Annotated in this window: 23 protein-coding genes and 1 riboswitch; of the genes, 14 read left to right on the top strand and 9 right to left on the bottom strand. The window is 45.9% G+C overall.

Features of this window, described 5'->3' with window-relative positions:
• Positions 1-8: 8 nt before the first annotated feature.
• Both TRQ2_RS09510 and TRQ2_RS09505 read left to right on the top strand, forming a co-directional pair.
• Entirely contained in the window at positions 9-446 is a 438-nt protein-coding gene (locus TRQ2_RS09510) for a CBS domain-containing protein (protein ID WP_012311385.1), read from the top strand.
• Positions 443-1,660: an amidohydrolase gene (locus tag TRQ2_RS09505; RefSeq protein WP_012311384.1), complete on the top strand. Its 1,218-nt coding sequence runs from the start codon at positions 443-445 to the stop codon at positions 1,658-1,660. The genes TRQ2_RS09510 and TRQ2_RS09505 overlap by 4 nt, the downstream gene beginning before the upstream one ends.
• On the opposite strand, the gene TRQ2_RS09500 is transcribed toward TRQ2_RS09505, so the two are convergent.
• Both TRQ2_RS09500 and TRQ2_RS09495 read right to left on the bottom strand, forming a co-directional pair.
• Positions 1,651-2,004, bottom strand: coding sequence for a PadR family transcriptional regulator (locus TRQ2_RS09500; protein WP_012311383.1), 354 nt, complete (start codon positions 2,002-2,004; stop codon positions 1,651-1,653). The genes TRQ2_RS09505 and TRQ2_RS09500 overlap by 10 nt on opposite strands.
• Positions 2,001-2,735, bottom strand: coding sequence for a bifunctional 2-polyprenyl-6-hydroxyphenol methylase/3-demethylubiquinol 3-O-methyltransferase UbiG (locus tag TRQ2_RS09495; protein WP_012311382.1), 735 nt, complete (start codon positions 2,733-2,735; stop codon positions 2,001-2,003). The genes TRQ2_RS09500 and TRQ2_RS09495 overlap by 4 nt, the downstream gene beginning before the upstream one ends.
• Positions 2,736-2,838: 103 nt before the next feature.
• Here TRQ2_RS09495 and panD point away from each other — a divergent pair, with 103 nt between their 5' ends.
• The 6 genes from panD (at position 2,839) to TRQ2_RS09465 (ending at position 9,023) form a co-directional block, all read left to right on the top strand.
• Entirely contained in the window at positions 2,839-3,183 is a 345-nt protein-coding gene (panD, locus tag TRQ2_RS09490) for an aspartate 1-decarboxylase (RefSeq protein ID WP_012311381.1), read from the top strand.
• Positions 3,184-3,188: 5 nt separating this feature from the next.
• The gene (locus tag TRQ2_RS09485) at positions 3,189-4,103 is read left to right on the top strand and encodes an RluA family pseudouridine synthase (RefSeq protein ID WP_012311380.1); all 915 of its coding nucleotides are present in this window, start codon (positions 3,189-3,191) and stop codon (positions 4,101-4,103) included.
• A complete protein-coding gene (locus TRQ2_RS09480; RefSeq protein ID WP_012311379.1) occupies positions 4,079-5,311 on the top strand; it encodes a hypothetical protein in 1,233 nt (410 codons plus the stop codon). The genes TRQ2_RS09485 and TRQ2_RS09480 overlap by 25 nt, the downstream gene beginning before the upstream one ends.
• A complete protein-coding gene (locus TRQ2_RS09475) occupies positions 5,283-6,554 on the top strand; it encodes a DUF5693 family protein (protein ID WP_012311378.1) in 1,272 nt (423 codons plus the stop codon). Before TRQ2_RS09480 ends, TRQ2_RS09475 begins: the two co-directional genes overlap by 29 nt.
• Before the next feature lie 184 nt (positions 6,555-6,738).
• The gene (glnA, locus tag TRQ2_RS09470; protein ID WP_012311377.1) at positions 6,739-8,058 is read left to right on the top strand and encodes a type I glutamate--ammonia ligase; all 1,320 of its coding nucleotides are present in this window, start codon (positions 6,739-6,741) and stop codon (positions 8,056-8,058) included.
• Positions 7,998-9,023 carry a hypothetical protein gene (locus TRQ2_RS09465; protein ID WP_012311376.1) on the top strand — a complete coding sequence of 342 codons (1,026 nt, stop codon included), beginning with the start codon at positions 7,998-8,000 and terminating at the stop codon, positions 9,021-9,023. Before glnA ends, TRQ2_RS09465 begins: the two co-directional genes overlap by 61 nt.
• Here the strand turns inward: TRQ2_RS09465 and TRQ2_RS09460 are convergent.
• The 3 genes from TRQ2_RS09460 to TRQ2_RS09450 form a co-directional block, all read right to left on the bottom strand.
• Positions 9,020-9,856, bottom strand: a complete 837-nt coding sequence (locus TRQ2_RS09460; RefSeq protein ID WP_369700799.1) for a hypothetical protein — start codon at positions 9,854-9,856, stop codon at positions 9,020-9,022. The two genes, TRQ2_RS09465 and TRQ2_RS09460, sit on opposite strands and share 4 nt — an antisense overlap.
• 4 nt (positions 9,857-9,860) lie before the next feature.
• Positions 9,861-11,132 carry a PhoPQ-activated pathogenicity-related family protein gene (locus tag TRQ2_RS09455; protein ID WP_012311374.1) on the bottom strand — a complete coding sequence of 424 codons (1,272 nt, stop codon included), beginning with the start codon at positions 11,130-11,132 and terminating at the stop codon, positions 9,861-9,863.
• 233 nt (positions 11,133-11,365) lie between these two features.
• Positions 11,366-12,076: a DUF429 domain-containing protein gene (locus TRQ2_RS09450; RefSeq protein WP_235231231.1), complete on the bottom strand. Its 711-nt coding sequence runs from the start codon at positions 12,074-12,076 to the stop codon at positions 11,366-11,368.
• A gap of 68 nt (positions 12,077-12,144) precedes the next feature.
• On the opposite strand from TRQ2_RS09450, the gene TRQ2_RS09445 reads away from it, so the two are divergent.
• From TRQ2_RS09445 to TRQ2_RS09435, 3 genes are read left to right on the top strand one after another with little or no spacing between them, the layout of a single operon-like run.
• Positions 12,145-12,852, top strand: a complete 708-nt coding sequence (locus tag TRQ2_RS09445; protein ID WP_012311372.1) for a radical SAM protein — start codon at positions 12,145-12,147, stop codon at positions 12,850-12,852.
• A 31-nt stretch (positions 12,853-12,883) separates the two neighbouring features.
• A complete protein-coding gene (locus tag TRQ2_RS09440; protein ID WP_012311371.1) occupies positions 12,884-13,447 on the top strand; it encodes a LemA family protein in 564 nt (187 codons plus the stop codon).
• Complete coding sequence (locus tag TRQ2_RS09435) at positions 13,447-14,163, top strand: YgcG family protein (protein ID WP_012311370.1); 717 nt, start codon at positions 13,447-13,449, stop codon at positions 14,161-14,163. Before TRQ2_RS09440 ends, TRQ2_RS09435 begins: the two co-directional genes overlap by 1 nt.
• Here TRQ2_RS09435 and TRQ2_RS09430 read toward each other — a convergent pair.
• From TRQ2_RS09430 to TRQ2_RS09420, 3 genes are all read right to left on the bottom strand, one after another.
• Positions 14,149-15,654: a DNA mismatch repair protein MutS gene (locus TRQ2_RS09430; protein WP_012311369.1), complete on the bottom strand. Its 1,506-nt coding sequence runs from the start codon at positions 15,652-15,654 to the stop codon at positions 14,149-14,151. The genes TRQ2_RS09435 and TRQ2_RS09430 overlap by 15 nt on opposite strands.
• On the bottom strand, positions 15,651-17,168 hold the full coding sequence (locus tag TRQ2_RS09425) for a DNA mismatch repair protein MutS (protein ID WP_012311368.1): 1,518 nt from the start codon (positions 17,166-17,168) through the stop codon (positions 15,651-15,653). The genes TRQ2_RS09430 and TRQ2_RS09425 overlap by 4 nt, the downstream gene beginning before the upstream one ends.
• A 40-nt stretch (positions 17,169-17,208) precedes the next feature.
• Positions 17,209-17,272: riboswitch (Fluoride riboswitch) on the bottom strand.
• A gap of 21 nt (positions 17,273-17,293) precedes the next feature.
• Positions 17,294-18,940, bottom strand: a complete 1,647-nt coding sequence (locus TRQ2_RS09420; protein WP_012311367.1) for a M3 family oligoendopeptidase — start codon at positions 18,938-18,940, stop codon at positions 17,294-17,296.
• Positions 18,941-19,084: 144 nt separating this feature from the next.
• Here TRQ2_RS09420 and larC point away from each other — a divergent pair, with 144 nt between their 5' ends.
• The 3 genes from larC to larE are packed head-to-tail and all read left to right on the top strand — an operon-like array spanning position 19,085 to position 21,840.
• A complete protein-coding gene (gene larC / locus TRQ2_RS09415; protein ID WP_012311366.1) occupies positions 19,085-20,293 on the top strand; it encodes a nickel pincer cofactor biosynthesis protein LarC in 1,209 nt (402 codons plus the stop codon).
• Entirely contained in the window at positions 20,286-21,068 is a 783-nt protein-coding gene (larB, locus tag TRQ2_RS09410) for a nickel pincer cofactor biosynthesis protein LarB (protein WP_012311365.1), read from the top strand. The genes larC and larB overlap by 8 nt, the downstream gene beginning before the upstream one ends.
• Positions 21,034-21,840: an ATP-dependent sacrificial sulfur transferase LarE gene (gene larE, locus TRQ2_RS09405; RefSeq protein ID WP_012311364.1), complete on the top strand. Its 807-nt coding sequence runs from the start codon at positions 21,034-21,036 to the stop codon at positions 21,838-21,840. Before larB ends, larE begins: the two co-directional genes overlap by 35 nt.
• 178 nt (positions 21,841-22,018) lie before the next feature.
• Here larE and TRQ2_RS09400 read toward each other — a convergent pair whose 3' ends face one another.
• The gene (locus tag TRQ2_RS09400; RefSeq protein ID WP_012311363.1) at positions 22,019-22,780 is read right to left on the bottom strand and encodes a tyrosine-type recombinase/integrase; all 762 of its coding nucleotides are present in this window, start codon (positions 22,778-22,780) and stop codon (positions 22,019-22,021) included.
• Positions 22,781-22,815 lie beyond the last annotated feature (35 nt).

The raw sequence follows: 22,815 nt of genomic DNA, 5'->3' as shown, positions 1-22,815 counted from the left end.
GTGATACCATGAAAGTGAAAGACGTGTGCAGATTGATCTCTCTGAATCCAACGATCGTGGAAGAAGATAATCCCATAGAGGAAGTTGTCGATAAAATACTGGAAGATCCCATCACAAGAACCGTATACGTTGTAAGGGATGGAAAACTCGTTGGTATGATACCGGTTCTTCATCTTCTGAAGGTAACAGGGTTTCACTTCTTCGGATTCATTCCGAAAGAGGAACTTGTTCGCTCTTCCATGAAAAAACTGGTAGCAAAGAGCGCATCCGAGATAATGGTACCTCCTGTGTACGTTCATCCGGACACACCGGTGGAGGAAGCCCTGAAAATGATGATCGACAACAACATACAGGAAATGCCTGTTCTGAACGAAGAAGGTGAAATAATAGGAGATCTCAACTCCCTCGAGATTCTCCTTGCTCTGTGGAAGGAGAGAAAAGAATGATCCTGGGAAACTGCCTCATACTGAAGGATTTTTCTTCTGAACCGTTCTTTGGCGCCGTTGAAATAGAATCGGGGATCATAAAGCGGGTGATTCAGGGAAAGACAAAGGTCGACGTGGACCTTTCTGGAAAGATGATCATGCCCGCCCTTTTCAACACGCACACGCACGCTCCAATGACCCTTCTGAGAGGGGTGGCAGAAGATCTCAGTTTTGAAGACTGGTTGTTTTCCAGGGTCCTTCCTTTGGAGGACAGACTGACAGAAAAGATGATCTACTACGGCACGATTCTTGCACAGATGGAGATGGCAAGGCATGGAACAGCGGGCTTTGTCGACATGTACTTTCACGAAGAATGGGTTGCAAAGGCAGTCAGAGACTTCGGAATGAGAGCACTTCTCACACGTGGCCTTGTCGACGATCATGGAGACGACGGAGGGCGTCTCGATGAAAACTTAAAGCTCTACCGTGAGTGGAACGGATTCGACGGAAGGATCCTGGTCGGTTTCGGTCCACATTCACCGTATCTGTGTTCAAAGGAGTACCTAAAAAGGATCTTCGATGTTGCAAAATCCTTGGATGCCCCCATAACCATCCATCTTTACGAAACGTCGAAGGAAAACTACGATCTTTCAGAGTTACTGGAGCTGGGCATGAAGAACGTGAAAACGATAGCTGCCCACTGCGTTTACCTTCCAGAGGAACACTTTCGTTCGCTGAAGGATCTGCCTTTCTTTGTCTCGCACAATCCTGCCAGCAATCTGAAACTCGGAAACGGCATCGCTTCTGTCTGGAAGATGATAGAACGTGGTGTGAAAGTCACGCTCGGAACGGATGGATCCGCGAGCAACAACTCTCTGAACCTCTTCTTCGAGATGAGAGTTGCCAGTCTCCTTCAGAAAATGGAAGATCCACGCAGGATGGATGTTGAAACGTGTCTGAAGATGGTAACGATCAATGGGGCGAGGGCGATGGGTTTCAAGAGTGGAAAACTGGAAGAAGGATGGAACGCAGACCTTGTGGTGATCGATCTGGAACTTCCAGAGATGTTTCCCTCCAGGCACATCAAGAGTCATCTCGTCCATGCCTTTTCCGGAAACGTCTTTGCCACCATGGTGGCAGGAAGGTGGATCTACTACGATGGAAAATACCCAACCATAGACGAGAATGAAGTGAAAAGAGAGTTGAAGAGAATCGAAAAAGAACTCTACTCTTGAAGCGCTTTCTTTATCCTCCTTTCGAGCATCTCTATTCTTTCTTTCATCTCCTCCAGGTTTTTCAAGGTTTCCCTCAAATACATCTTTCCCCGCGGTGTGATCCTGTACACCTTCCTGGGAGGGCTCACCGACGTGTCCCATTCGGTCTGGACAAGACCGCCCTCTTCAAGACTTGCCAGCACGCGGTAGATGTTTCCCATGTGGCCGATACCGGGTACCTCTATTCCGAAATCCGAAAGTTTCTCCGCGAGTTCATACCCATGTGAGGGTTCTTCTGCTATGAGCAAAAGGAGAACGCTGGCCAGCCACCATCCGTGAATTCCTCTTCCACCTCGAAACCTCATCTTTCTATCTCCTTTCTTGCAACACACCAGAGCCTTCGACTGTAATCGGATACCGGAGTTTTGTTCAAAAGGTCGTCGTAAAAAGAAAATATGAAATCTGCTTCTCTCAAAGCGCTTGCTATCTCTTTGATTTTATAGCCTCTTTCTCTGTGTATCTCATCGAACCTTTCCCAAAGGTTTCCCTCTTTTCTCTCAAAAACCGTCACGTAGAAAGTGGCAATGGAATCTTCCAGATCGAACTCTATATCCTGAACTTCAAAAACGTTCGAACTGTCCTGCTGGATGTACACAGGACCTTCCTGACTCGCCATGAACAGACCGTATATGGTGTTCATGTCGAAAAGAAAGTGCCCACCCGGTTTCAGAGCGTTCCACACCCCTTTGAACGTTCTCTTCAGATCATCATAATCAAGAAGATAGTTCAAACTGTCGAACCAGCACGTGACTATGTCGAATTCTTCCTGAAAGCTCAGGTCCCTCATGTCCATCTTCAGGAAAACTACGGGCACGTTTTCTCTCTCTGCCCTCTCCACAGCGAATTTGAGCATCTCAGGTGACAGATCCACTCCCACCACTTCGAAACCCTGCTTTGCGATCTCCACAGCGAACGTTCCCTCTCCACATGCCACATCCAGCACCTTTTTTCCAGAAATGTGGAAGTTTTCAAGAATCCTGGTGAAGTTCTTAGCGATCCTCCTTGAAAACATCGTGTAGGGTCCTTCGTGAAACACACGGGCAAATCTCCCGTAGATGCCTCTCTCCTCCTTTAAACGGCGTTCTATGCAAAATCATAACACAAAACCGCATGGTAAAATCTTTCGGGAGGGTGAGACGATGTTGAACATATATTTGAAGTCGAAAATCCACATGGCAACGGTAACAGGAAAAAAGCTGTTCTACGAGGGAAGTATAGAGATAGATGAAGAGTTGATGGAAAGGGCCGGTATCAGCGAAGGAGAGATGGTACTGGTTGTGAACGTCAACAACGCAGAAAGGTTTGTAACGTATGTCATAAAAGGAAAGAGGGGAAGCCGGGAGATAAATCTGAACGGAGCGGCGGCAAGGCTTGCCGAAGAGGGGGACAGGGTGATCATCATGGCCTTCACTCTGAGCGAGACACCCGTGAAGTCCAAAACGATAATTTTGAACGACAAAAACGAGATCGTTCAGGAGAAATGAGAAACATGAGAATAGATGTGACGAGAGAAAACTTCTACAGAAGACTGGACAAGTTTTTGAGAAACACGCTGAAAGATTTTCCCCTTTCCACCATCTACAAACTCATAAGGAAAGGGAAGGTGTACGTCAACGGAAAACGGGTGAGGGATCCTGGATTCGATCTGGAGGAAGGAGACACCGTTGAGATCAAATACGTGAATCTGGAAAACCTCCCCAAAAGATCCGATAAAAAAGATCTCACTCCAGTCCCCATGAAACTCGATATAATTCACGAAAACGACAACTACCTTGTCCTGAACAAACCGGCGGGAATTGCCATACATCCTGGAAAAGGTGTGCACGTAGCCACACTGATAGAAGGACTGCTGTATTATGGGCAGGAGCAGGGATTTGAACCTTTTCTTGTCCACAGGCTGGACAAAGACACTTCCGGCCTCCTGATTGTGGCAAAAAACAGAGAAGCCGCAAGGGTTCTCACAGAGATGTTCAGGGGAAGAAACATGGAAAAAGAGTACATCGCACTCGTAAAGGGAGTACCCGAAAACAATCTGAAGATCACTATTCCACTGGACGGTCAGGAAGCGGTCTCTGAGATCGTTTCGGTGAAACCCCTGAAGAACGTTTCCCTCCTCAGAGTGAAAATCCACACCGGAAGAAAGCACCAGATAAGAAGACACCTCTCACAGATAGGATTTCCCGTCGTGGGAGATGACACCTACGGCGACAGACAGTTCAACAGAGAATTCAGAAGAAAGTACGCCCTGAAAAGGCATTTTCTTCACAGCTATCGCATGAGATTTTTTGATCCCTGGGCTGAAGAGGAAAAAGACTTCAAGGCACCTCTCACAGAAGACCTTCTGAACGTTTTGACGCTTCTGGAAGAGAGGAGTGATGAATGGTTAGAGGAGTTTCTTTCCTGATACTTCTTTTCCTTCAGTTCCTTGTGTTCCCAATGGAAGTTCTTTTCAACGAATACAACCGCACGGGGATTATTTCTTCTTCGAAGAAGGCCTTCCCTTTCGAAACAGTGAGGGACATGGAACCGTTCAGTGCCTCTTTCGAGACGATCTACATGCCACCGGATGTTCGGGGTATCACACTGGATCTTCCTGAAAGCACCGTTCTTGTTCTGGACAACGGAGTGACGATCGGTACCGATACAGGTGACATCCGTGTACCAGAGGATGTATTCAACGATCTTCTAAGCAGCACCGATTGCACGTTTGTTTATGATGTCTTTCCCGTTGAGGTTTTTTCGCTGGACAGAATCGTTGTGAAAGGGCCTATCACCAGAGAAAAACTATCTTATTATCTTTCCTTCTTCTTCGATGAATTCGAGGTACCCGGAAGAACAGAAGGTACGATCGATGTCACGCCGAAACCTCCAGAAGTAAAGTATTCGAAGATAGATCATCCTCTCGTCGGAACGGTTGTTTTCCTGAAGGTGACGGACGATTCTTCCTTCACCGTTTTCTGGAACGGAAAGCCTGGTGGCCTGACGTTCCATACTTCAGAGTCCACCAGAGTGGTCGTCGAGGTGAAAGATTCACTGGTTAAGACCACGAAGCTTTCACTCACCACATCTTCTGCTTCTTACGAAGTAAAAACGTTTCAGTCTTTTCTCGAATTCGGTGAGACTCTCTTTTTGCCTTCTTACGTTGACTGGTACGATCCTGTAACCGGTCGAAAGATCAACACTTTCACTCCGAAGTTTCCCGGCACTTACCACCTCATCGGCCACGACAGAAACGGCAACTTCATGAGGTTGAAGGTTCAGGTGAAGGACACCTCCCCACCCGTCATTGTCTCACCCGAGGTGGTAAAAGATGCTTCCTCTTTCACCGTGAGGGTCTACTGCGACGGAAAAAAAGTAAAAGAGATCCCCACTGGTCACCACACTGTGTTCTTAGAAGCCGTGGACAACTTTGGAAACGCAAGCAGTGCCTTTTTTGTGACAGACCTTCCGCACATCGTAAAGGTCTCCGAACGGCCTGTTCTGATATACTTCGGCCCGAAAAGAAAGATAGAACTTGGGGGTCTTTCGATAAAGGGAAACGTGGTCTTTGGATGGACGAAGGACCACTGTGAGGTGAGAATAAGTGGAGAGATTTTCAAGATTGAAAAGTAGACTTTATCTCATGTTCCTGTTGAGTTCCATCGTTTTTCTTGCGATCTTTCTCCCCAAAAGAATAGCGTCGGACAAAGAGGGAATACGATTTTCCTTTCTTTTCGACGACATGATCGACGGAAGACGAGTGGTTCTTTTTGATCTTTCCAGTGAAAAAGAGATACCAGAGAGTGCAGAAATCGTGATTTTGAAGGGAGAACCCACCTTCTGGACACCAGAGATCCTTGCAGAAAAACTCAGGGGAAAGTTGGTTGGAATCGTGGAGTTTGATCCATCGTACGACTTTGCAAGAAAAGTTGCCCTCTTGAAGGGTGACGGGTTTTTCTTTCGCATTCACACGGTGAAACCTGAAGAAGTAGAAAAACTCAACCTGGACGAAGATGCACTTTTTCACAGGTACAGAAGGGCAGTTCTGGAAAGAAGTGTGGAGGTACTCTGGATAAGAGACATCGCCTGGAAAGATTCACTCGTTAGAAGACTTTCTGAGTACTTCAAAGGAAACGTGGTACCGTTTCCTGCTCTCTCTGAACCGGCACCTTCTTTTCCACGATGGATCTTTCTGATTCCACCGCTTCTTCTGGTCGTCTCTTACAACCCACTTTTTCTGATCGTCGCTGTTGTCCTCTTTTTCTCAAAGGAATGGTTCGCATCCCTTCTTTTTTCACTGGGAACGCTGACGGCTTATTTTGTTACAGAAAGAAAGTGGCTGAAGGTGTTGAACATCTTCCTTCTTTCTCTTTCCTTATCTCTTGGTCTCAGTGATTTCTACCACCTCAACGGAATACTGGAGTTTCGCGGTGTGAAACTTTCTCTTGTTCTTCTTCCTGGTTTTCTCTTTCTCAAAGGTCTGTGGAAAAACAGAAAGAACTGGAAAAAATACCTCCCTCTTCTCTTGTTTGCCGTTCCGGTAGGTTTTTACTACATCGTGCGTTCCGGTAACACAGGATGGGTTTTGGGACTGGAAAGAAAGATCAGAGACTGGATCGAAAGTGCTCTTGTGGTCCGGCCTCGTTTCAAGGAGATCATCTGTTACCCTTTCTTCTGGCTGGGAGGGTTCAGAGAGTACGATTTTCTCAGGGAAAGTTTTGGAAGTATAGCCCTTGTGTCCATGTTCAACACCTTCTGTCACATCAAAACACCCGTTCTGGTATCGATCTACAGGAGTTTTCTTGGAATCGCCATAGGTTATGCCGTATTCTTCTTCCTGAAGAGAATCTTAAACCACCTCTTAACTTCTAAATAATCACCAATTCACAAACCACTGATATATTCTAGGCATAAAGATGCAAAATAACAAACACCTCTGTCCCCGGGGACAGAATGGGATGTTGCTTTTTCAAGTTCTGATCTTCACTCTCTTTGGTCCTGCGTGTCAGGGATGATAATTATACCATGGATATCATCCACATTCAAGAGGAGGTGTTTCCATGACGATCGAGGAAATCAAAAAGATCATCGAGAAGGAGAACGTCCGCTTCATCAGACTCCAGTTCACCGACATCAACGGAATCTTAAAGAACGTGGAGATAACCCCAGAAATTTTCCTCGATTCCTGGGAAGAAGGGATCATGTTCGACGGATCTTCCATCGAAGGCTTTGTGAGAATCGAAGAATCCGATATGTACCTCAAACCCGTCCTCGATACCTTCGCCGTTCTTCCATGGACGGTCGATGGCGCAAAGAGCGCCAGAGTCATCTGTGATGTCTATACCCCAGACGGCAAACCTTTCGAAGGCGATCCAAGATATCGACTCAAGAGGATGATGGAAAAAGCAAAAGAACTCGGATACACACCGTACGCAGGTCCTGAGATGGAGTTCTTCATCCTCCCCACCAACGAAAAGGGAGAACCCATTCCTGAATTCCTCGATCACGGAGGCTATTTCGATCTTCTTCCGCTGAGCAAAGCCGAAGAGATAAGAAGAGACGTTGCCATTGCCCTTGAAAAGATGGGAGTAATCGTTGAAGCCACACACCATGAAGTTGCCCCCTCCCAGCACGAAGTTGATTTCAGATACGATACCTTCCTGAAAACCGCCGACAACGCCCAGACCGTGAAACTCGTAATCAAGACTATGGCCATTTTCCACGGTTACTACGCAACCTTCATGCCCAAGCCCTTCTTTGGTGTGAACGGATCCGGTATGCATGTTCACATGAGTCTTTTCAAGGGCGACCAGAACGCCTTCTACGATCCGAACAAACCCCTTGAACTCTCCGACGATCTCAGATACTTCGTTGGAGGTATTTTGAAACACGCAAAAGCGCTCGCTGCCGTTACCAATCCAACTGTGAACAGTTACAAGAGGCTCGTTCCGGGGTACGAAGCACCCGTTTACATCACATGGTCCGTTGGAAACAGAAGCGCTCTCATCAGGATACCAAAGGCAAGGGGAAAAGCCACAAGACTAGAGTACAGATCTCCCGATCCGTCCTGTAACATATACCTGGCATTCGCCGCCATCCTCGCTGCCGGGCTCGACGGTATCGTCAACAAGATAGAACCACCAGAACCCGTCGAGGAAAACATCTACCACATGACACCAGAAAGAAGGGAAGAACTGAACATAGACTCTCTCCCTGGAACGTTGAAGGAAGCGATCGAGGAACTCAAGAAGGACGATGTTATAATAGATGCGTTGGGAGAACACATATTCGAAAAGTTCGTGGAGGCTGCCGAGAAGGATTGGAAAGAGTACAGCACCTACGTTACAAACTGGGAGTTGCAGCGCTACTTGTATCTCTGATCACGATCGCCTGTGCTGGAATCCTCGAAACGAAGAGGATCGCTCTTAGTATGAATCCCATGAGAGGAACGATCAACGAGGGTGTCATCACCCTCGTTGATTCTTTAAAAAGAGAGATCGTATCCATAGATTCCAACTCAAAAAGTATCGTAGCCAGATTCACAGGTTTTTCTTATCCAGTCTGGGGAATGTACGTTGAAGGAAAGTGGTACGTCACCGACATGTTCGAAGGAAAATTCATAGAAATCTCCTCAGAAAACAGAAGACGAGAGATCACTCTGGGTGGAGATCCCACCACTTTTCTCTACCACAACGGCATCTTCTACATCTCTCTCTTTTCCCAGGGAATCCTTGTGGGAGTGGACAGAAAGACTTTCAGGGTGGTGGAAAGGTACCGCACGGGAGTTCCCAGCACCTACTTTGTTCCTACAAAAAAGGGGATTGCCTACCTCTGTTACTGGAAAGATGACGATGAACCCGATGTGATCTACCTTCACCGTGGAAGCATGGACTTTGTTCATCTGGGACTTACCCGCCCTCTACGTTACATAGAAGGAGCAAGCGGTGATTACGTCCTTGATTACAGAAACGGCTGGCTTGTGAAACTGGTCAATGGAAGCGTTGTCTGGAAAAGAAACCTTCCAGATTTTGCCTATGGTGTTTCTTTCTATGGTTCTGATCTGGCAGTTGCCAGCCTGGTTTCTCCCGTTGTTTCTGTCGTTGACAGAGACGGAAATGTGAGACAGATCAGCGTGCCACACCCTGTTCTTTACCTCGAGGAGATAGGAAACTACCTGGTGGCACTCTCCGTGGAGGCAGAGGAGATATACCTGATAAAAAACGACAGAGTGGTACAAACAGTGAAGACAGGCAAATACCCCCTGAAGATCTTCAAAATCTCAGAAAGAGAGTTCGCCGTTCTCTGTACCGATTCCGGTGAACTGATCTTCTACACGGTTTACTAATCCTTTTCCAGAGTTACCAGATTCACCAAAAGGTTGTAGGAAAACCACACATCGTCCAGTTCAAAAAACTGAGGCTTTTTCGTCTTTGCATCTTGATACACCATGATTCCTTCTTTGTACGGAATGATTGAGATGATCTTTTTGTAAGGAATCTTGTAGCTCCTTGTTTGTCCGACGAAATACAGATTTTTGTTCGTGAAGACGAGAACGCCTTCATCGACGTGGGTTAACTCTGTTTTCTCAACAGGATTTCCTTTGAAACCTCCTACTCTGTAGTAAACTCCACGTGCGATCCTCACACTGAAACCTGAATATCCTCCCACGTATTCTCTGCGTTTCCTCATCTCGTAGTTTCCTACTTTTTGGAAGACCCACACAGGCACCTCTGACTTTCCAAGGATTACTGGAACATCTCCGTTGAAACACTCTATCTCCCCGTGCATCACCCTTCTCAGAAGTCTTCCCTTTACGAACTTCGTGTACGAATCTTTCCCAGCCAGCCTGTCCACAGAAAGCCCCGTTTCTTTTATGAAGCGAACCAGTTTTTCTTCCTCTACTTCATCCAGGTTGCCATCGTCCAGAAAGTGATCTACCATTTTTTCCCAGACCGTCGTGAGGACATCTTCCACATCTTTTTCTGTTCTGAAATGACTCTGGGCTATCTCAAGAAGTTGATTTCTGAGAAAATGGAAGTTTCCTGTTGTGAAAGACTTCTCAGCAAGATCCAGCATCTTTTTCCACCCTTCTTTGTAAATCATTTCACATGCTTTGTGCTTGGTTCTCAAAAAGCCAGCAGGTTTTCCACAGTATTTGCATTTGCCCAAGCTTTTCACCTCGCTATTCAACCACAATCTTGCTGCAAACTTTCATTCTCAAACCACCAATATCAAGAACAACCCTCAAAAAATAGGCTTGATAAAAACCTTCCGGTTTCTCGGGAGGTACTCCGATCAATGAATCGCCATTTTCTTCAACACTTTTCCTGAACCACACCGCCTCTCTGAAATCTCTGCTCTTCGATCTTGCAAACCACAGTTCTGCATCCACTATTTCCGGTTCTTTCTCAACGAAAATCTTTCCATTGTCGTAATGGAATTCAACTTTGGGCAAATTCGGATAGAGTTTGAAGAACGAAGAGACCGTTTCTACGATCTCTTTGATGTTTTTCAGGCTGTGTCTGTCGTTTGGGGAGTAGAAAAGGAAGGTCTCACCTGGCAAGTCGTCCACGTAGAGATTTGCCGAGTCGACTGTCCAGTACTCGTCATTTGTACCGAGCACAAGAACCTTGGGAAGATCAAGCCTCAACCTCATAGCGTACGGATCGACTATCTCGAGAAGTTCCTTCCCCTGTTCATTTTCTATCAGATCTAAGAGTCCTCTTTCCCGATAATCCTTCAGCTTTTCACTGTAAGTGCCGTAGTACTCCTTTTGATGAAGAAGTTGCGCCTCTATGTTCAGATTGTCGTACACCATTGGAGCGATGGCAAAGATCCGTGGATCGAATATCGCTGTGAGATACGTGGTCCATCCCCTCTTCGAAGCGCCAGAAACCATAAAACCCTTTATTTCAAATCCGTTCTTTTCCAGAAAGTCCTGTACTGCATCCATGGCTTTTATCACACCATAAGTCATGGGAACAAGGAGCGGAAGGTATGGATCGGGTTTTTCAAGGTACATTCTGAACGTCTCTGCAATCAACGCATCTTCTCTGAGACCAAAGATCGGCTGATTGGGAACATCACCCACAACCACGAAGGGAGACTCAAACATCCTCGCCACCCACAGGTACTCAAGAACGTCCTCCAGAAACGACCTGTAGTAACCTTCGTTTTCTTCTTTTCTGCTTCCACCTGTTATCAGAAGGAAGGCTCGATCTCTGTATCTCAAATTGGATGGAAGAATGATTCCCACCCTGTGAAACCACTGGATCTCCTGCCATTTCATACCGTACGACTTGAGAACATATATTTCCTCTCCCAATTGGGTTATGGTTGAGATCTTCGTCTCGTAAAGAGGAGTTCCTCTTTCTCGAGTGAGAACGTCAAGGGGGTGCACGGCGAAGATCGTAACGGCGAGAATCAACATTATCAAACTTGTTGCTTTTTTCATACTTTCCCCCCTCATCAGGAGAATTTCATACGTTCAGGGGTTTTTATTTTCCAACCTCTCTAATCCGCTACTTCCACACGGGCACGCTTTTGTGGATTTTCATCACGATGAGGTTGAATAATCTTTCGCAGATACCTGGAAGTTTCTCCCTTAGCGTTTTTCCTGCTTCACCTTCTGAAACCTTGGCTCTTTTGAAGAGAGGTAAAGGCTCTGATGGTGATTTTTTTCATCCTTTAATATCCTACCAGACTCTGAAGCAAAACGCTGGGAAAACGTGAGGGAGACACGGTAGACAGAAAGTTCCATCTTCCATTGATGATCTTTGGGATTTTTATGCTCATCGGAAGACCGTAGCGATCGTTCGGTGGGTTTTCGGGGATCGTCTCCAGTGAGAACTGTCCGGAGAGGGCAAGTACCAGAGCGTCGAGAAGGTCGTGAAGGGCAACTTTCAGTCTTTCTTCAGTCTTTTTCAGTTCTTTCACATCGAGTGTGAGGAATCTCCTCAGAACATCTATTCTCTGCTTAATTCCTTCTTCTGTGTGTTTTGAGGCAAGAAGTCTTCCAGAAAGCCTCAAAAAGCAAAGCTCTGGATGAGATTCTCTGATCACACTGACCAGTGAAGGATTTTCTCTCAAGAAGAGATCCACTTCCCTCACTTTTTCCACGATGTTCCAGAACTGAACAGAAAATCCCTTTCCCTGCTTTTTCCTGTTGATCATCAGAGCGTCCTCATAGGTTTTCTGATAAACCGCTTCTCTGACAGGCACGGTGAACACACATCCTGCTCGCTTTGAAAGGATCTTCCGCGCAAGTTTGTCACACACTCTTTCACCGGTCTCCGGAAGCCCGATGGGAATGTCCACAAGCACAGGAAATCCCGGGAACAAGAAACGTTCCATGAGTCCTATCTTTAAGATTTTGCGTTCTTCGACCAGTGCATACACCCATCCTCTTCGGGTACCATCCACGCCGGCCGTGATCATCGTGTACATTATAAACCGGAGGGAATATCATGGGATTCGATCCGGTTGAAAGGTCAAAGAAGATAGAAAACCTTGTTATGAAAGACGGAAGGAGAAAATACTACAGGTTCAGGTACTCTCTGTACTACAGCGGGATCGTAACGGCAGACTCTGTTGGGTGTAATCTGCTCTGTGCTTACTGCTGGAACTACTTCAAGAACATGAGGTCAGAGAAGGTAGGAGACTTTTTCTCACCGGAAGAGGTGGCAGAAAAACTCGTGGAGATCTCAAGAAAAAGAAGATGCGATCTTTTCAGGATCAGCGGCGCAGAGCCGATTCTTGGAAGAAAATCGGCAGAACACACAAAAGAAGTGATGAAACTCGTGAAAGGAACGTTCATCCTGGAGACAAACGGCATTTTGTTTGGCTACGATCCATCACTGGTGGATCTTTTCACTGACTTTGATGTTCTTGTGAGAGTGAATGTGAAGGGCTGGGACGAAGAAAACTTTGAACGAATAACCGGCGCGGATGGGTGGTATTTCCACTATCAGCTGAAAGCCCTGGAGAACCTGTATGGAAAGGTGCGCTTCTGGGTTGCCGTAATGTACGATCTATTCGGCGAAGAAGGACTGAGTGAACTCAAAAAGAAACTTCCCGTTCCTTGCAGGATAGAGAAGGAGTATCTGGAAGCCTATCCCTTCGTTGTGGAGAATTTGAGAAAGAGGGGTGTTGTACCGAAAAATAAAATTCCATGATAACATGTTAAAAGTGGAAGGAGGGATTTCTGTGAAAAAGGGCCTCATCGTTCTGATAATTGTTCTGATCGTAGTGGTCATCATCATCGGTACCACGATAGGATACTACAACTACCTCGTTTCGCTGGAGCAAGAGGTGGAAGAAAAGTACAGTCAGATACAGAACCAGCTTCAAAGAAGAGCAGATCTCATACCCAACCTCGTGGAAACGGTGAAGGGATATGCTGCACACGAGAAAGAGATTCTCGAAGAGATAGCGAATGCAAGAGCGAAACTGATAGGTGCAAGAACACCACAGGAGAGCGCTCAGGCTGATGCAGAACTTTCTTCTGCCCTCTCAAGACTTCTTGCCATAGCGGAGAACTATCCCAATCTCAAGGCCGACGCGAACTTTCGCCAGCTCATGGATGAACTCGCCGGAACGGAAAACAGGATTGCAGTCGCTCGAAGAGACTACAACGAAGCAGTGAAAAGGTACAACACCGCTATAAAGAGGTTCCCCGGTGTGATCTTTGCAAGGATGTTTGGGTTCGAAGAGAAACAGTACTTCGAAGCAAAAGCCGGAGCAGAGCAGGTGCCAGAGGTGAAGTTCTGATGAGAAAAATTCTTTTTTTGATCCTCATTGCTTTGTTTGTTCTCTCGTTTTCCGTTGAGTTTCCAGACCCCACTCCGTACAAGTATGTGAACGACTACGTGGGTGTGCTAGATTCAGAGACGGTGGAAAAGATCGTTGCCGTTGGAAAAGAACTGGAGAAAAAAACGACGGCTCAGGTTGTTGTGGTGGTTGTTCCTTCTCTTTCTGGTCTCACGGTGGAAGAATACGCGAACCGGCTTTTCAGGGAATGGGGAATAGGTCAGAAGGAGAAGAACAACGGAGTACTTCTTCTTGTTGCTATGCAAGACAGAAAAGTGAGAATAGAGGTGGGTTATGGTCTGGAAGGAGCCATACCGGATGGAAAGGCAGGAAGAATCCTCGATGAATACGTGATTCCTTATTTCAAAGAGGGAGAGTACGACAAGGGTATCTACTACGGTTATCTGGCGATTGCCAGGGAAGTGGCCAGAGAGTACGGGGTGGAGATCACAGGAACCTCCGATCTTCCCGAAAGAGGAACGGACATCAGTGGTCTTTCTATCGTTATCATCGTCATAGCGTTCATCATCTTCTCTTCCATCATGGGAAGGGGAAGATACTGGTACAGAGGACCCAGGTTTCCGGGTGGGTTCGGTGGACCCAGAGGTGGATCAGGTGGATCCGGGGGATTTGGAGGAGGATCCTCCGGAGGTGGTGGTGCATCAAGAGGATGGTGAAGTTGAAGTTGATGATCTGAACACTTTGAGGTATATATCCTTCGCATGACTTGTCTGCGAAGGCAGGCCTTCTTTGATCTTGAAGGTTCTTTCACCGGTAGGTTTCCTTTCTGCTTGTAGAAACATCACTCTTTCATCTCCTGTAAAACGGCGGGCCAGTTCGTACACGTGTGTTACGTAAAAAACTTTAACACGGCTGTCCAGTAGAGCTCGAACAATCTGGTAGGCCACTTCGGAACCCTCCATTTCATTCGTAGATGAGAAGGACTCGTTGAATAGCACCATAGACCTTCTATGCAGATGAAGGACTATCTCATTCATTCTGACAAGTTCTTCTTCAAATTTTCCTCTCTTCAAGCTTGGATCTTCCTCTCTTTTAAAGTGCGTAAAAATTCCTTTGCAAACGTTCGATTCAAAGTACGACGCCGGAACGAACATACCAGCTTGCATCATCAGCTGAGCTTGCCCTATACTTCTCAGGAAAGTGGTCTTCCCACCGCGATTCGCTCCCATGATGAAAAAAACTCTTTTACCACGCGTGTTCAGATCGTTACTTATCACTCTATTTCTCTTTATTAGAAGCAAACTAAGATCGTAAAGCCCTCTGAAGGCGGTTACATCGTCCTCATCAATTGGTTTGGGATCGGGAAAACTTATCTTCGATTTTTCTACATCTTCCAGCAAGTTGAGACAACCAACATAGAAAGCCAGTTCTTCTCGAATTTTGTTCAAAAATTTTTCTACATGCTCTGCCGCGTAGTAAACTGTGGCTGCTACCCTGCGAAGTCCCAAATTGGTCAACTTCTCCAGTGCTCGTGCTCCACTTTCATCTCTTGGATGTAATTTATAAGAATACATTCGTCTCACACTGAGTAGTCTTTTCAGGATGCTTCTTGAAGAGTCAGGCTGGCAGAGGGTGTAATCTTTTCCTTCGTTACCTTTTCCGAGTTTTACTTTGAACAACATACCGTTTGAAAATCTCAAATTAATGAGATGCTTCTCCACAGTTTGTAAGTAGGCTTCATCCAGTTCCGTCCTTATCATCTCGAAAAACCTTGTGAAGCCTCGAGAATGAAAATTGTGACGATGTTCATCTGCCAACTTTTTAAGCTCTCTGAGCGCTACCAGCATGGCTTCTAAAGCTTTTCTGGAGCCGTTCAGGACATTGATAGGAGTTTTCCATCCAAAAACCCCCCACCAATTTTTCTTCTTGTTTTCTTGAACCTCCAGCGGTATCTGAAACAACCGCCTTACGACGTTCTGGTTTTTCATACAATCTTTGAGAATTTCCTGGCGGTACTTTATCGTCTCCAGATCGGTTTCTGGATTCAGAATGACATTTCTCACAACACTATACAGGTAACCATCTCCCTTTGCCATGTGATCGAATATCACATCTAAACCGAGATCTCTTGTCAAATCATCTGCATTGAAAGGCAACTCTCTTTTCAAATTGAAATCCTTGTCTGGGTACATCAAAAGTACTCTCATGGTTCAACACGCTCCCTTATTTTCCAATATGTGAGACCATACTTTTCCGCCAGCGAAACAGCGTACGATCGTCCATCAGCCGGTTTTCTGATGATTTTGAAAGTTCTCACAGCTGGATCCTGAGGGGAGACAGTTGCGACCATGCTCACAATTTTCTCATTCATTCTGGATAGTTCATCAAGGAAGGTAACCCATACACACAAGCAATCACGTTCCAAAATAGTTTTCATAATTTCTTTGCTCAAAAACAGAGCATCACTCAGTGCAGCCGAAGAAAAAATCTCATTCAATATGATCAAACTTTCGGAGGAAGTGCTTTCGAGGATGTCTTTTACACGGAGGATGTCGTTTTCTAGTTTGCTCATTTGATCCTGCACCCTTTCCTCTCTTTCGAAATGAGTGAAGATAGCGTCGGGTAAAAACAAACGCGCTCGTCTCGCGGGAATGGGAAGTCCCAGGGCGGCAAGATAATGAAGTTGACCAATCATCCTTGCGAAGGTTGTTTTACCACCCTGGTTCGGTCCTGTCACGACGATCACCCTCTCTGGGTTTTCAAGATAAAAATCATTGAAAACAAGCTGCCTGGTATCCAGCAAACCACTGGCTAGTGCTATGTCGAAAGCGTCTTCCACGTATTCGCTTTTATCAGAAGACACCTCAGGATAGCAGAAAGGTAATCCCTTTTTTCTCAGAGGTTCCATGAAATCCAAGTACGAGAGATAAAACTGTATTTCCCTCTCAAAGTTCAGAATAACTTTATCAGTAAAACGCCCGTTTCTTTCGCAAAAAAGGTCAAGTGTTATAAAGGGCTCTGGATACAATCTCGATACGAACTCCAGAATCCTTGCTTCAATATGGCTCATCCCCAGCCCCTCTTCAATATCGAATTGAAACTCGTCCGCGCATTTCTCGCGGTTGAATCTTGAGAACACCTTCTCTATCTCCGGGGAGTATTCTTTTTCTCCTTCGTAGGGTTTCACCGTGAACATGCCGGGTTTTATAATGATACAGTAGTTTACATTTGAGAGCTTCAGTTTCACATTTTGAGCCTCTTCTTTAAGAGAAACGAAGGAAGAAGAACGAACGTAGCTTTTCAGGTACTCTCGAAATTTTCTCAGTCCAGAGGATTGGAGTTTAGCAGTGTTCATAGCGCGTGACAGTTCGGATACCGCATCGCAATATATCAGGACTGTCTCCAGGAACCATCCTTTTCTGTTGTACTCGTACTCCAGTTGCTCTACCATTTTCATATGTCGATGAAACGATGCCATATCTTTTGCGAACTTCCTGATGGCTTCCAGCAATTTTTCGTTGTTTTCCAAATCTTTCATCACTTCCTGGCGGTACCTTACGGTTTTCTCATCCTGAACAGGTGAGAGGTAATACTCTAAAATATCATTCCGTTCCTGAACGATCTCTCGAACCACACGATCAAGTCTCAAGTCTCTTAGGGTTTCTTGGGAAACTTGAATGGTTCTCACGGAGTCCACAAAAAGAACGCTGGGAAGAATCACTTTCAATCCCTCCCACAAAAGAAAATGGCCTCTACTGATCAAGCCAGTAGAGGCCATCAGCCCTCTTCAGGGCAGTTTGGGCGGGCCTCATCGCCCGTTGGGTTATTGTTTTTTTCCAAACGTTATTATACCATCTCCAGCTTTTCAATTTCTTCTGCAACAAAATTCACTATTTCCCTCAAGTAGTCTCTGGAAAAGTCCAGCTTTATTCCTGCTGTTTCATAGGCCTTATCGATTGGAAGAGAGCATCCGACCCTCAGAAATTCGGTGTAATTTTTAAGAACCCTTTCTGAGTCTTCCAGATAGTTCCTGTAAATTGCAAGAGCACCGATCTGGGCTATTCCATACTCTATGTAATAGAACGGCACCTCGAAGATGTGAAGTTGAAAGAGCCATCTTGTTTTCTTTTCCTCATCCAGATTCGACCAGTTCACTCCTGGGTTGAACCTATCCATCAGGTAAGCAAAGTACTCGTCTCTTTCCTTTGGTGTGTGATCTGGGTTGGTGTAAATCCAGTGCTGGAAGGCGTCCACGGTCATGCACCACGGCAAAAAGTAGAGTGTACCTTCGAGCTCTTCGATCTTTGCCTTTTTCAGATCTTCAGGGTCGGTGTAGAACTCGTCCCAATATTCCATGGAGATGAGCTCCATGGACATCGAAGCAAGCTCTGCAACTTCCATTCTATGCGGTCTGTAAAAGACTGGAAGGCTCAGCGTTTCAAACGAGTGCATCGAATGTCCCAGTTCGTGAAAGATCGTTCTCACATCCCCTGGCTGTCCAACCGCGTTCATGAAGATGAAGGGAGCTCCCGTCTTTGGAAGCGTGTGGTTGTATCCACCAGGAGCTTTTCCTTTTCTGTTTTCAAGGTCGAGGAGATTCTTTTCCCTCATGAGACGAAATCTTTCCGCGAAGGTGGAGTTCAACCTTTTGAGTGCTCTCTCGGTTTTTTCCATGAATTCTTCCACTGAGGAGAAAGGTTTCAAGATCTTTCCATCCACATCTACCGCTGTATCCCAGGGTCTGACGCTTTCAATTCCCAGTTTTTTCTGCCTGACCTTTGTTCTTTCCACCAGATAGGGAACGACTTCTTTTTCCACCGCTTCGTGGAAACGGTACAGGTCTTCCGGAGTGTATTCGAACCTGCTCTTAAGTCTGTGCATGTAATCTCTGTAGTTGGAAAAACCCACGTTCAGGGCCTGCTGGTGCCTGATTTCTTTGAGTTCGTCGAAGAGTTTGTTGAGCTTGTCCCTGACTTCCCAGATTCCTTCGTACCTTTTCCTCCAGGCGAGTTCCCTCGTAGATCTGTCGGGATCTCTCAAGTACACAGAAAGCTGCTGGAGCGTCTTTTTCTCTCCTTTGAAGTCGACTTCAATGTTTCCCACGATCGTGCCGTAGTTTCTGGAGAGGATGCTCTCTTTCACCTGAAGAGGAACGTTTTCCTCTCTGAACAGTTCCACATCGTTTTTGATCACCTTTATCATGTGTTCGTAACCACGCGGAGCAAAGTGTTCGTTTTCTACGATTTTCTCTTTTATCCTCTGTTCGTAAGGCTTGAGTTTTGCTACGATCTCTTTTTGGAACTCCTCGTAAGCTTTTGCGTACTCTTCTTTGTCTGCGTTCACAGTCATTTTGATGTAAAGCCAAGCGTGTTCCTCCTCAATCTGATCGAAAAAGTCCGTCACCCTGTTTATGAAACTTCTGAATTCTTCAGGGGAACTGATCTGAAAATCCAAAAGTTCTCGAACAACCGGTTCAACCTCTTCCCAGCGCATTGTACATGCCCTCCTTATTGGGGTCTACATTATTATTTTGCGGCAAGGATGCTTCGAATATTCCCAAATTAAATCAACCGTTACTTAGTTCGCATCAGGAATTAGTGTATACTTACTTAAAAAAGACACGGAGGTGCAGATACAATGAGGATACTATATCTCGACCCCTTCTCAGGGATATCTGGGGACATGTTCCTTGGCCTTCTGGTCGATCTTGGAGTGGATCCAGAAAAGATAAAATCCCGTCTTGAGAAGCTCAATGTCGAATTTGAATTTGTGGTGAAAAAAGAGAACAAAAAGGGAGTAACCGCCACAAAAGTTGACGTTGTTTTCCCTGGAAAAGAGCACCACGAGGATCACATTGTGTCGGATCATGATCACCACCATCACCACGGAAGACATCTCTCCGAGATCGTTGAAGTACTCAGCAGACTCGAAGATCCGCTGAAGGAAAAAGCGATAAGAATGTTTGAAACTCTCGCAGAAGCGGAAAGCAAGATCCACGGCCTCTCAAAAGAAAAGGTTCATTTCCACGAAGTTGGGGCCATGGACGCTGTGATAGAGATCGCGGGAGCTGTAGCCGGACTGGAGCTTCTCGGAGTGGAGAAGGTTTTCTGTGGCACCGTCAACACGGGAAGCGGTTTTGTGATGACAGAACACGGCAGATACCCGGTTCCCGCTCCAGCCACCGCTGAGCTGCTGAAAGGCATTCCGATCTATGTGGATCAGAAAGTGCGCACAGAACTGGTCACGCCGACGGGAGCTGTGATCTTGAAGAGCCTGGTTGACGAGTTCAGGACACCGATCTTGAGAGTAGAAAAAGTGGGATACGGGGCAGGGACGATGGATCTTGAAATACCGAACGTTCTGAGGGGGTATCTCGGTTACATCGAACCCTCCGAAAGAACCGGAGATGTTCTCATAGAAACGAACGTGGACGATATGAGTCCACAGCTGTTCGGTCATCTCATGGAGAGACTGTTTGAAGCGGGGGCAAAGGATGTCTTCTTCACACCCATATACATGAAGAAGAACCGTCCGGCTGTCAAGGTTTCTGTTCTCTGTCACGAGTCGAAAAAAGATGAGATCCTGAAACTCCTCTTCAAAGAAAGCACCAGCATAGGTGCGAGGGTTTTCTATCCCGAAAAGGTAGAAGCGACCCGCACAGTGAAAACGGTGAAGACCGAATACGGGGAGATTCCAGTCAAGATAGCGAGTTTCGATTCGGAGATCGTGAACATCTCACCAGAGTACGAGGCTTGTAAGAAGATTGCGCAGGAAAAAGGAATTCCTCTCAAAGAAGTATACAGAGCGGTCTGCAAGAGTGTTTCGGAGGTTCGGGACGATGTTTGAGGATGTATTGAGATCTCTCGCAAGTGGTGAGATAACCATTCAAGAAGCGGAAGAGAAGATTTTGAGCAAATTTTTTGAAAGAACAAACGAGTTGATGCTCGACATGGAAAGAGACAAAAGGCAGGGATTTCCCGAAATCGTCTTTGCACTGGGGAAAACTAAGGAACAGACGATAGCCGCTGTGGAGAAGTTTTTAGAGAGAAAGGGAATCGCCTTTGTCTCCGGTCTGGACGAGGAGAAGAAGCGGGAGTTGAAAGATAGATTTTCCGATTACGTGATAAAAGAAGCTGGAAGACTCGTGGTTTTAAAGAGAGAAAATACAACTCTGGAAAAGTTGAACGGAAAAGTCGGAGTGATAACTGCTGGAACTTCCGATGTTCCCTTCGCCGAGGAGACTTCTCTCATACTCGAGGAACTCGGTGTCAGCGTTCAGAAGGTTTACGACGCGGGAGTTGCGGGGATACACAGATCTTTCTATGCGCTCAGCAAAACAAAAGATTCTGACCTTCTCATAGTCTTTGCCGGAATGGAAGGAATTCTTCCTTCTCTCATAGCTTCTCTCACAGATCTTCCGGTGATAGCCGTTCCCACACCCGTTGGTTATGGATTCGGTGGAGAGGGACTGGGAGCGCTTTCCACGATGCTTCAAACGTGTGTTCCGGGTCTTGTTGTGGTGAACATAGGGAACACCGTTGGAGCCGCAGCGGCCGCCGTGAGAATTCTAAGGAGGATAAGGAAAGATGGACAAGCTTCAGAGAATAAGCGAAGCTATTAAAAGCAAGAAAAAACTCGTCGTCATGTTCTCCGGTGGGGTCGACAGCACCCTTTTAGCGAAACTGGCATATGAAGCGCTGGGAAAAAACGCCGTGGCACTCACGATAGACTCCCCGGTGATTCCAAGAAAAGAAATAGAAGAAGCGAAGAATCTGGCAAATCTCATTGGAATAAGACACGAATTCATCGAACTGAACGAGCTCAAGAGCAGACACCTCATAGAGAATCCTCCAGACAGGTGTTACCTGTGCAGAAAGCTGAGAGACAACATCGTAAAGAACTGGGCAAGGGAGAATGGTTTCGATGTGATAGCTGATGGGTTGAATTTTTCGGACCTTCAGGATTACAGGCCGGGAGTGAAAGCATCCACGGAAGACGGCATCTGGCATCCCTTCATAGATTTTGAAGTGACGAAGGAAGAAATAAGGGAGTACTCCAGAAAACTGGGACTTCCAACCTGGGACAAACCCGCCATGGCCTGTCTGTGTTCGAGGTTTCCTTACGGATTTGGATTGAACGAAGAGCGCGTTCGAATGGTGGAAAAAGCGGAGAATTTTCTCAGAGAGCTGGGGTTCAGAGAGGTGAGGGTGAGATTTTTCCCGTACAAAACTGCTGTTGTCGAAGTGGGAAGAGACGAGATGGAACTCCTCATGGGCAAAAGAACAGATATTGTATTGGCACTTCAGAAGATCGGTTTTTCTTTTGTGACGCTGGATCTGGAAGGTTTTGCCAGTGGAAAACTGAACAGGACGAGAGAGGGTGTGTCAAAGTAATGTTCTGGCAATGTTCCAGTAATATTAGTTTACACAATCAAGTTGTGCATAATCATAAATATTGAACAATAAAATTTAGGGTAAATTAGATAACAAAGAGTATATTGTTTAATATTAGTTTAGATTAGCAAATATTAATATCTTCTTTGTTTCGAAATCATTATTGTCATTTATTTCATTAAATAATTTTTGGAATCTCAATTCCTTCACTTGCTATCTTCAGGTATATAGAAGTGGTGGAGATGTTTGCGTGGCCCAGAAGAGCCTGAATCTTGTTCAAAGGGACCCCACGTTCAATCAGCGCTACAGCAAAAGAATGTCTAAATATGTGAGGGGTTACTTTTTTCTTTATACCCGCTTTCCTTGCGTATCTTTTGACGGCTCTCTGTATCGATCGAACGGAGGGTTTCTTCTCGAAAAAGCCGGAATTCATGAGTTCTTCCACCAGTTCCTTTGAGATGTTGATGATCCTTTCCTTGTTTCCCTTTCCCTTTATTCTTATCCTGGCAGTTTCGTTCACTGAAATATCGTGAACCGACAGATTCACAATCTCCGATACTCGCATCCCGGTATTGGCGAGCACTTTGAATATCGCTCTGTACAGAGAGTTGTCACACGCTTCGATAATACGACGGACTTCATCGAGTTCAATGGCTTTTGGTAACACTGTGTGGCGGGGAGGCTCTGCTTCGTTCCAGAAGCGCTCTTCTATGTTCAACAGTCCTCTATCCGCTTTCCAGTTCAGGTAGTTCTTCACAACGACGAGCTTGTTCCTCTGGGTAGCGGGAGTGTTCTTCGATATTGTGTTGAGATATTCCTTCCAGGTTTCTGGAGTGACGGGCTCGAACCTGGTGAATTCTCTCAGGATAGATCTGTACTGATACAGCGTCCTTTCGCTTCTTTTTTTAACCACTTTGAGGTACTCCAGGTATTCGTCCACCGAAAATCACCTTCCCAATAATTTATGTTACACTA

Origin of the sequence: Thermotoga sp. RQ2 (genome assembly GCF_000019625.1) — a bacterium.
GTDB classification, from domain to species: domain Bacteria; phylum Thermotogota; class Thermotogae; order Thermotogales; family Thermotogaceae; genus Thermotoga; species Thermotoga maritima.
This window is presented reverse-complemented; position numbering and strand designations above follow the sequence as displayed.

Bases quoted from the DNA above. Each gene is read 5' to 3' on its own strand.
- TRQ2_RS09430 (WP_012311369.1), bottom strand. From the start codon at position 15,654: ATGAGAGTACTTTTGATGTACCCAGACAAGGATTTCAATTTGAAAAGA.
- TRQ2_RS09435 (WP_012311370.1), top strand. From the start codon at position 13,447: ATGAGAAAAATTCTTTTTTTGATCCTCATTGCTTTGTTTGTTCTCTCG.
- larE (WP_012311364.1), top strand. From the start codon at position 21,034: ATGGACAAGCTTCAGAGAATAAGCGAAGCTATTAAAAGCAAGAAAAAA.
- TRQ2_RS09480 (WP_012311379.1), top strand. From the start codon at position 4,079: ATGGTTAGAGGAGTTTCTTTCCTGATACTTCTTTTCCTTCAGTTCCTT.
- panD (WP_012311381.1), top strand. From the start codon at position 2,839: ATGTTGAACATATATTTGAAGTCGAAAATCCACATGGCAACGGTAACA.
- TRQ2_RS09420 (WP_012311367.1), bottom strand. From the start codon at position 18,940: ATGCGCTGGGAAGAGGTTGAACCGGTTGTTCGAGAACTTTTGGATTTT.
- TRQ2_RS09510 (WP_012311385.1), top strand. From the start codon at position 9: ATGAAAGTGAAAGACGTGTGCAGATTGATCTCTCTGAATCCAACGATC.
- TRQ2_RS09485 (WP_012311380.1), top strand. From the start codon at position 3,189: ATGAGAATAGATGTGACGAGAGAAAACTTCTACAGAAGACTGGACAAG.
- larC (WP_012311366.1), top strand. From the start codon at position 19,085: ATGAGGATACTATATCTCGACCCCTTCTCAGGGATATCTGGGGACATG.
- TRQ2_RS09455 (WP_012311374.1), bottom strand. From the start codon at position 11,132: ATGAAAAAAGCAACAAGTTTGATAATGTTGATTCTCGCCGTTACGATC.
- TRQ2_RS09505 (WP_012311384.1), top strand. From the start codon at position 443: ATGATCCTGGGAAACTGCCTCATACTGAAGGATTTTTCTTCTGAACCG.
- TRQ2_RS09500 (WP_012311383.1), bottom strand. From the start codon at position 2,004: ATGAGGTTTCGAGGTGGAAGAGGAATTCACGGATGGTGGCTGGCCAGC.
- glnA (WP_012311377.1), top strand. From the start codon at position 6,739: ATGACGATCGAGGAAATCAAAAAGATCATCGAGAAGGAGAACGTCCGC.
- larB (WP_012311365.1), top strand. From the start codon at position 20,286: ATGTTTGAGGATGTATTGAGATCTCTCGCAAGTGGTGAGATAACCATT.
- TRQ2_RS09445 (WP_012311372.1), top strand. From the start codon at position 12,145: ATGGGATTCGATCCGGTTGAAAGGTCAAAGAAGATAGAAAACCTTGTT.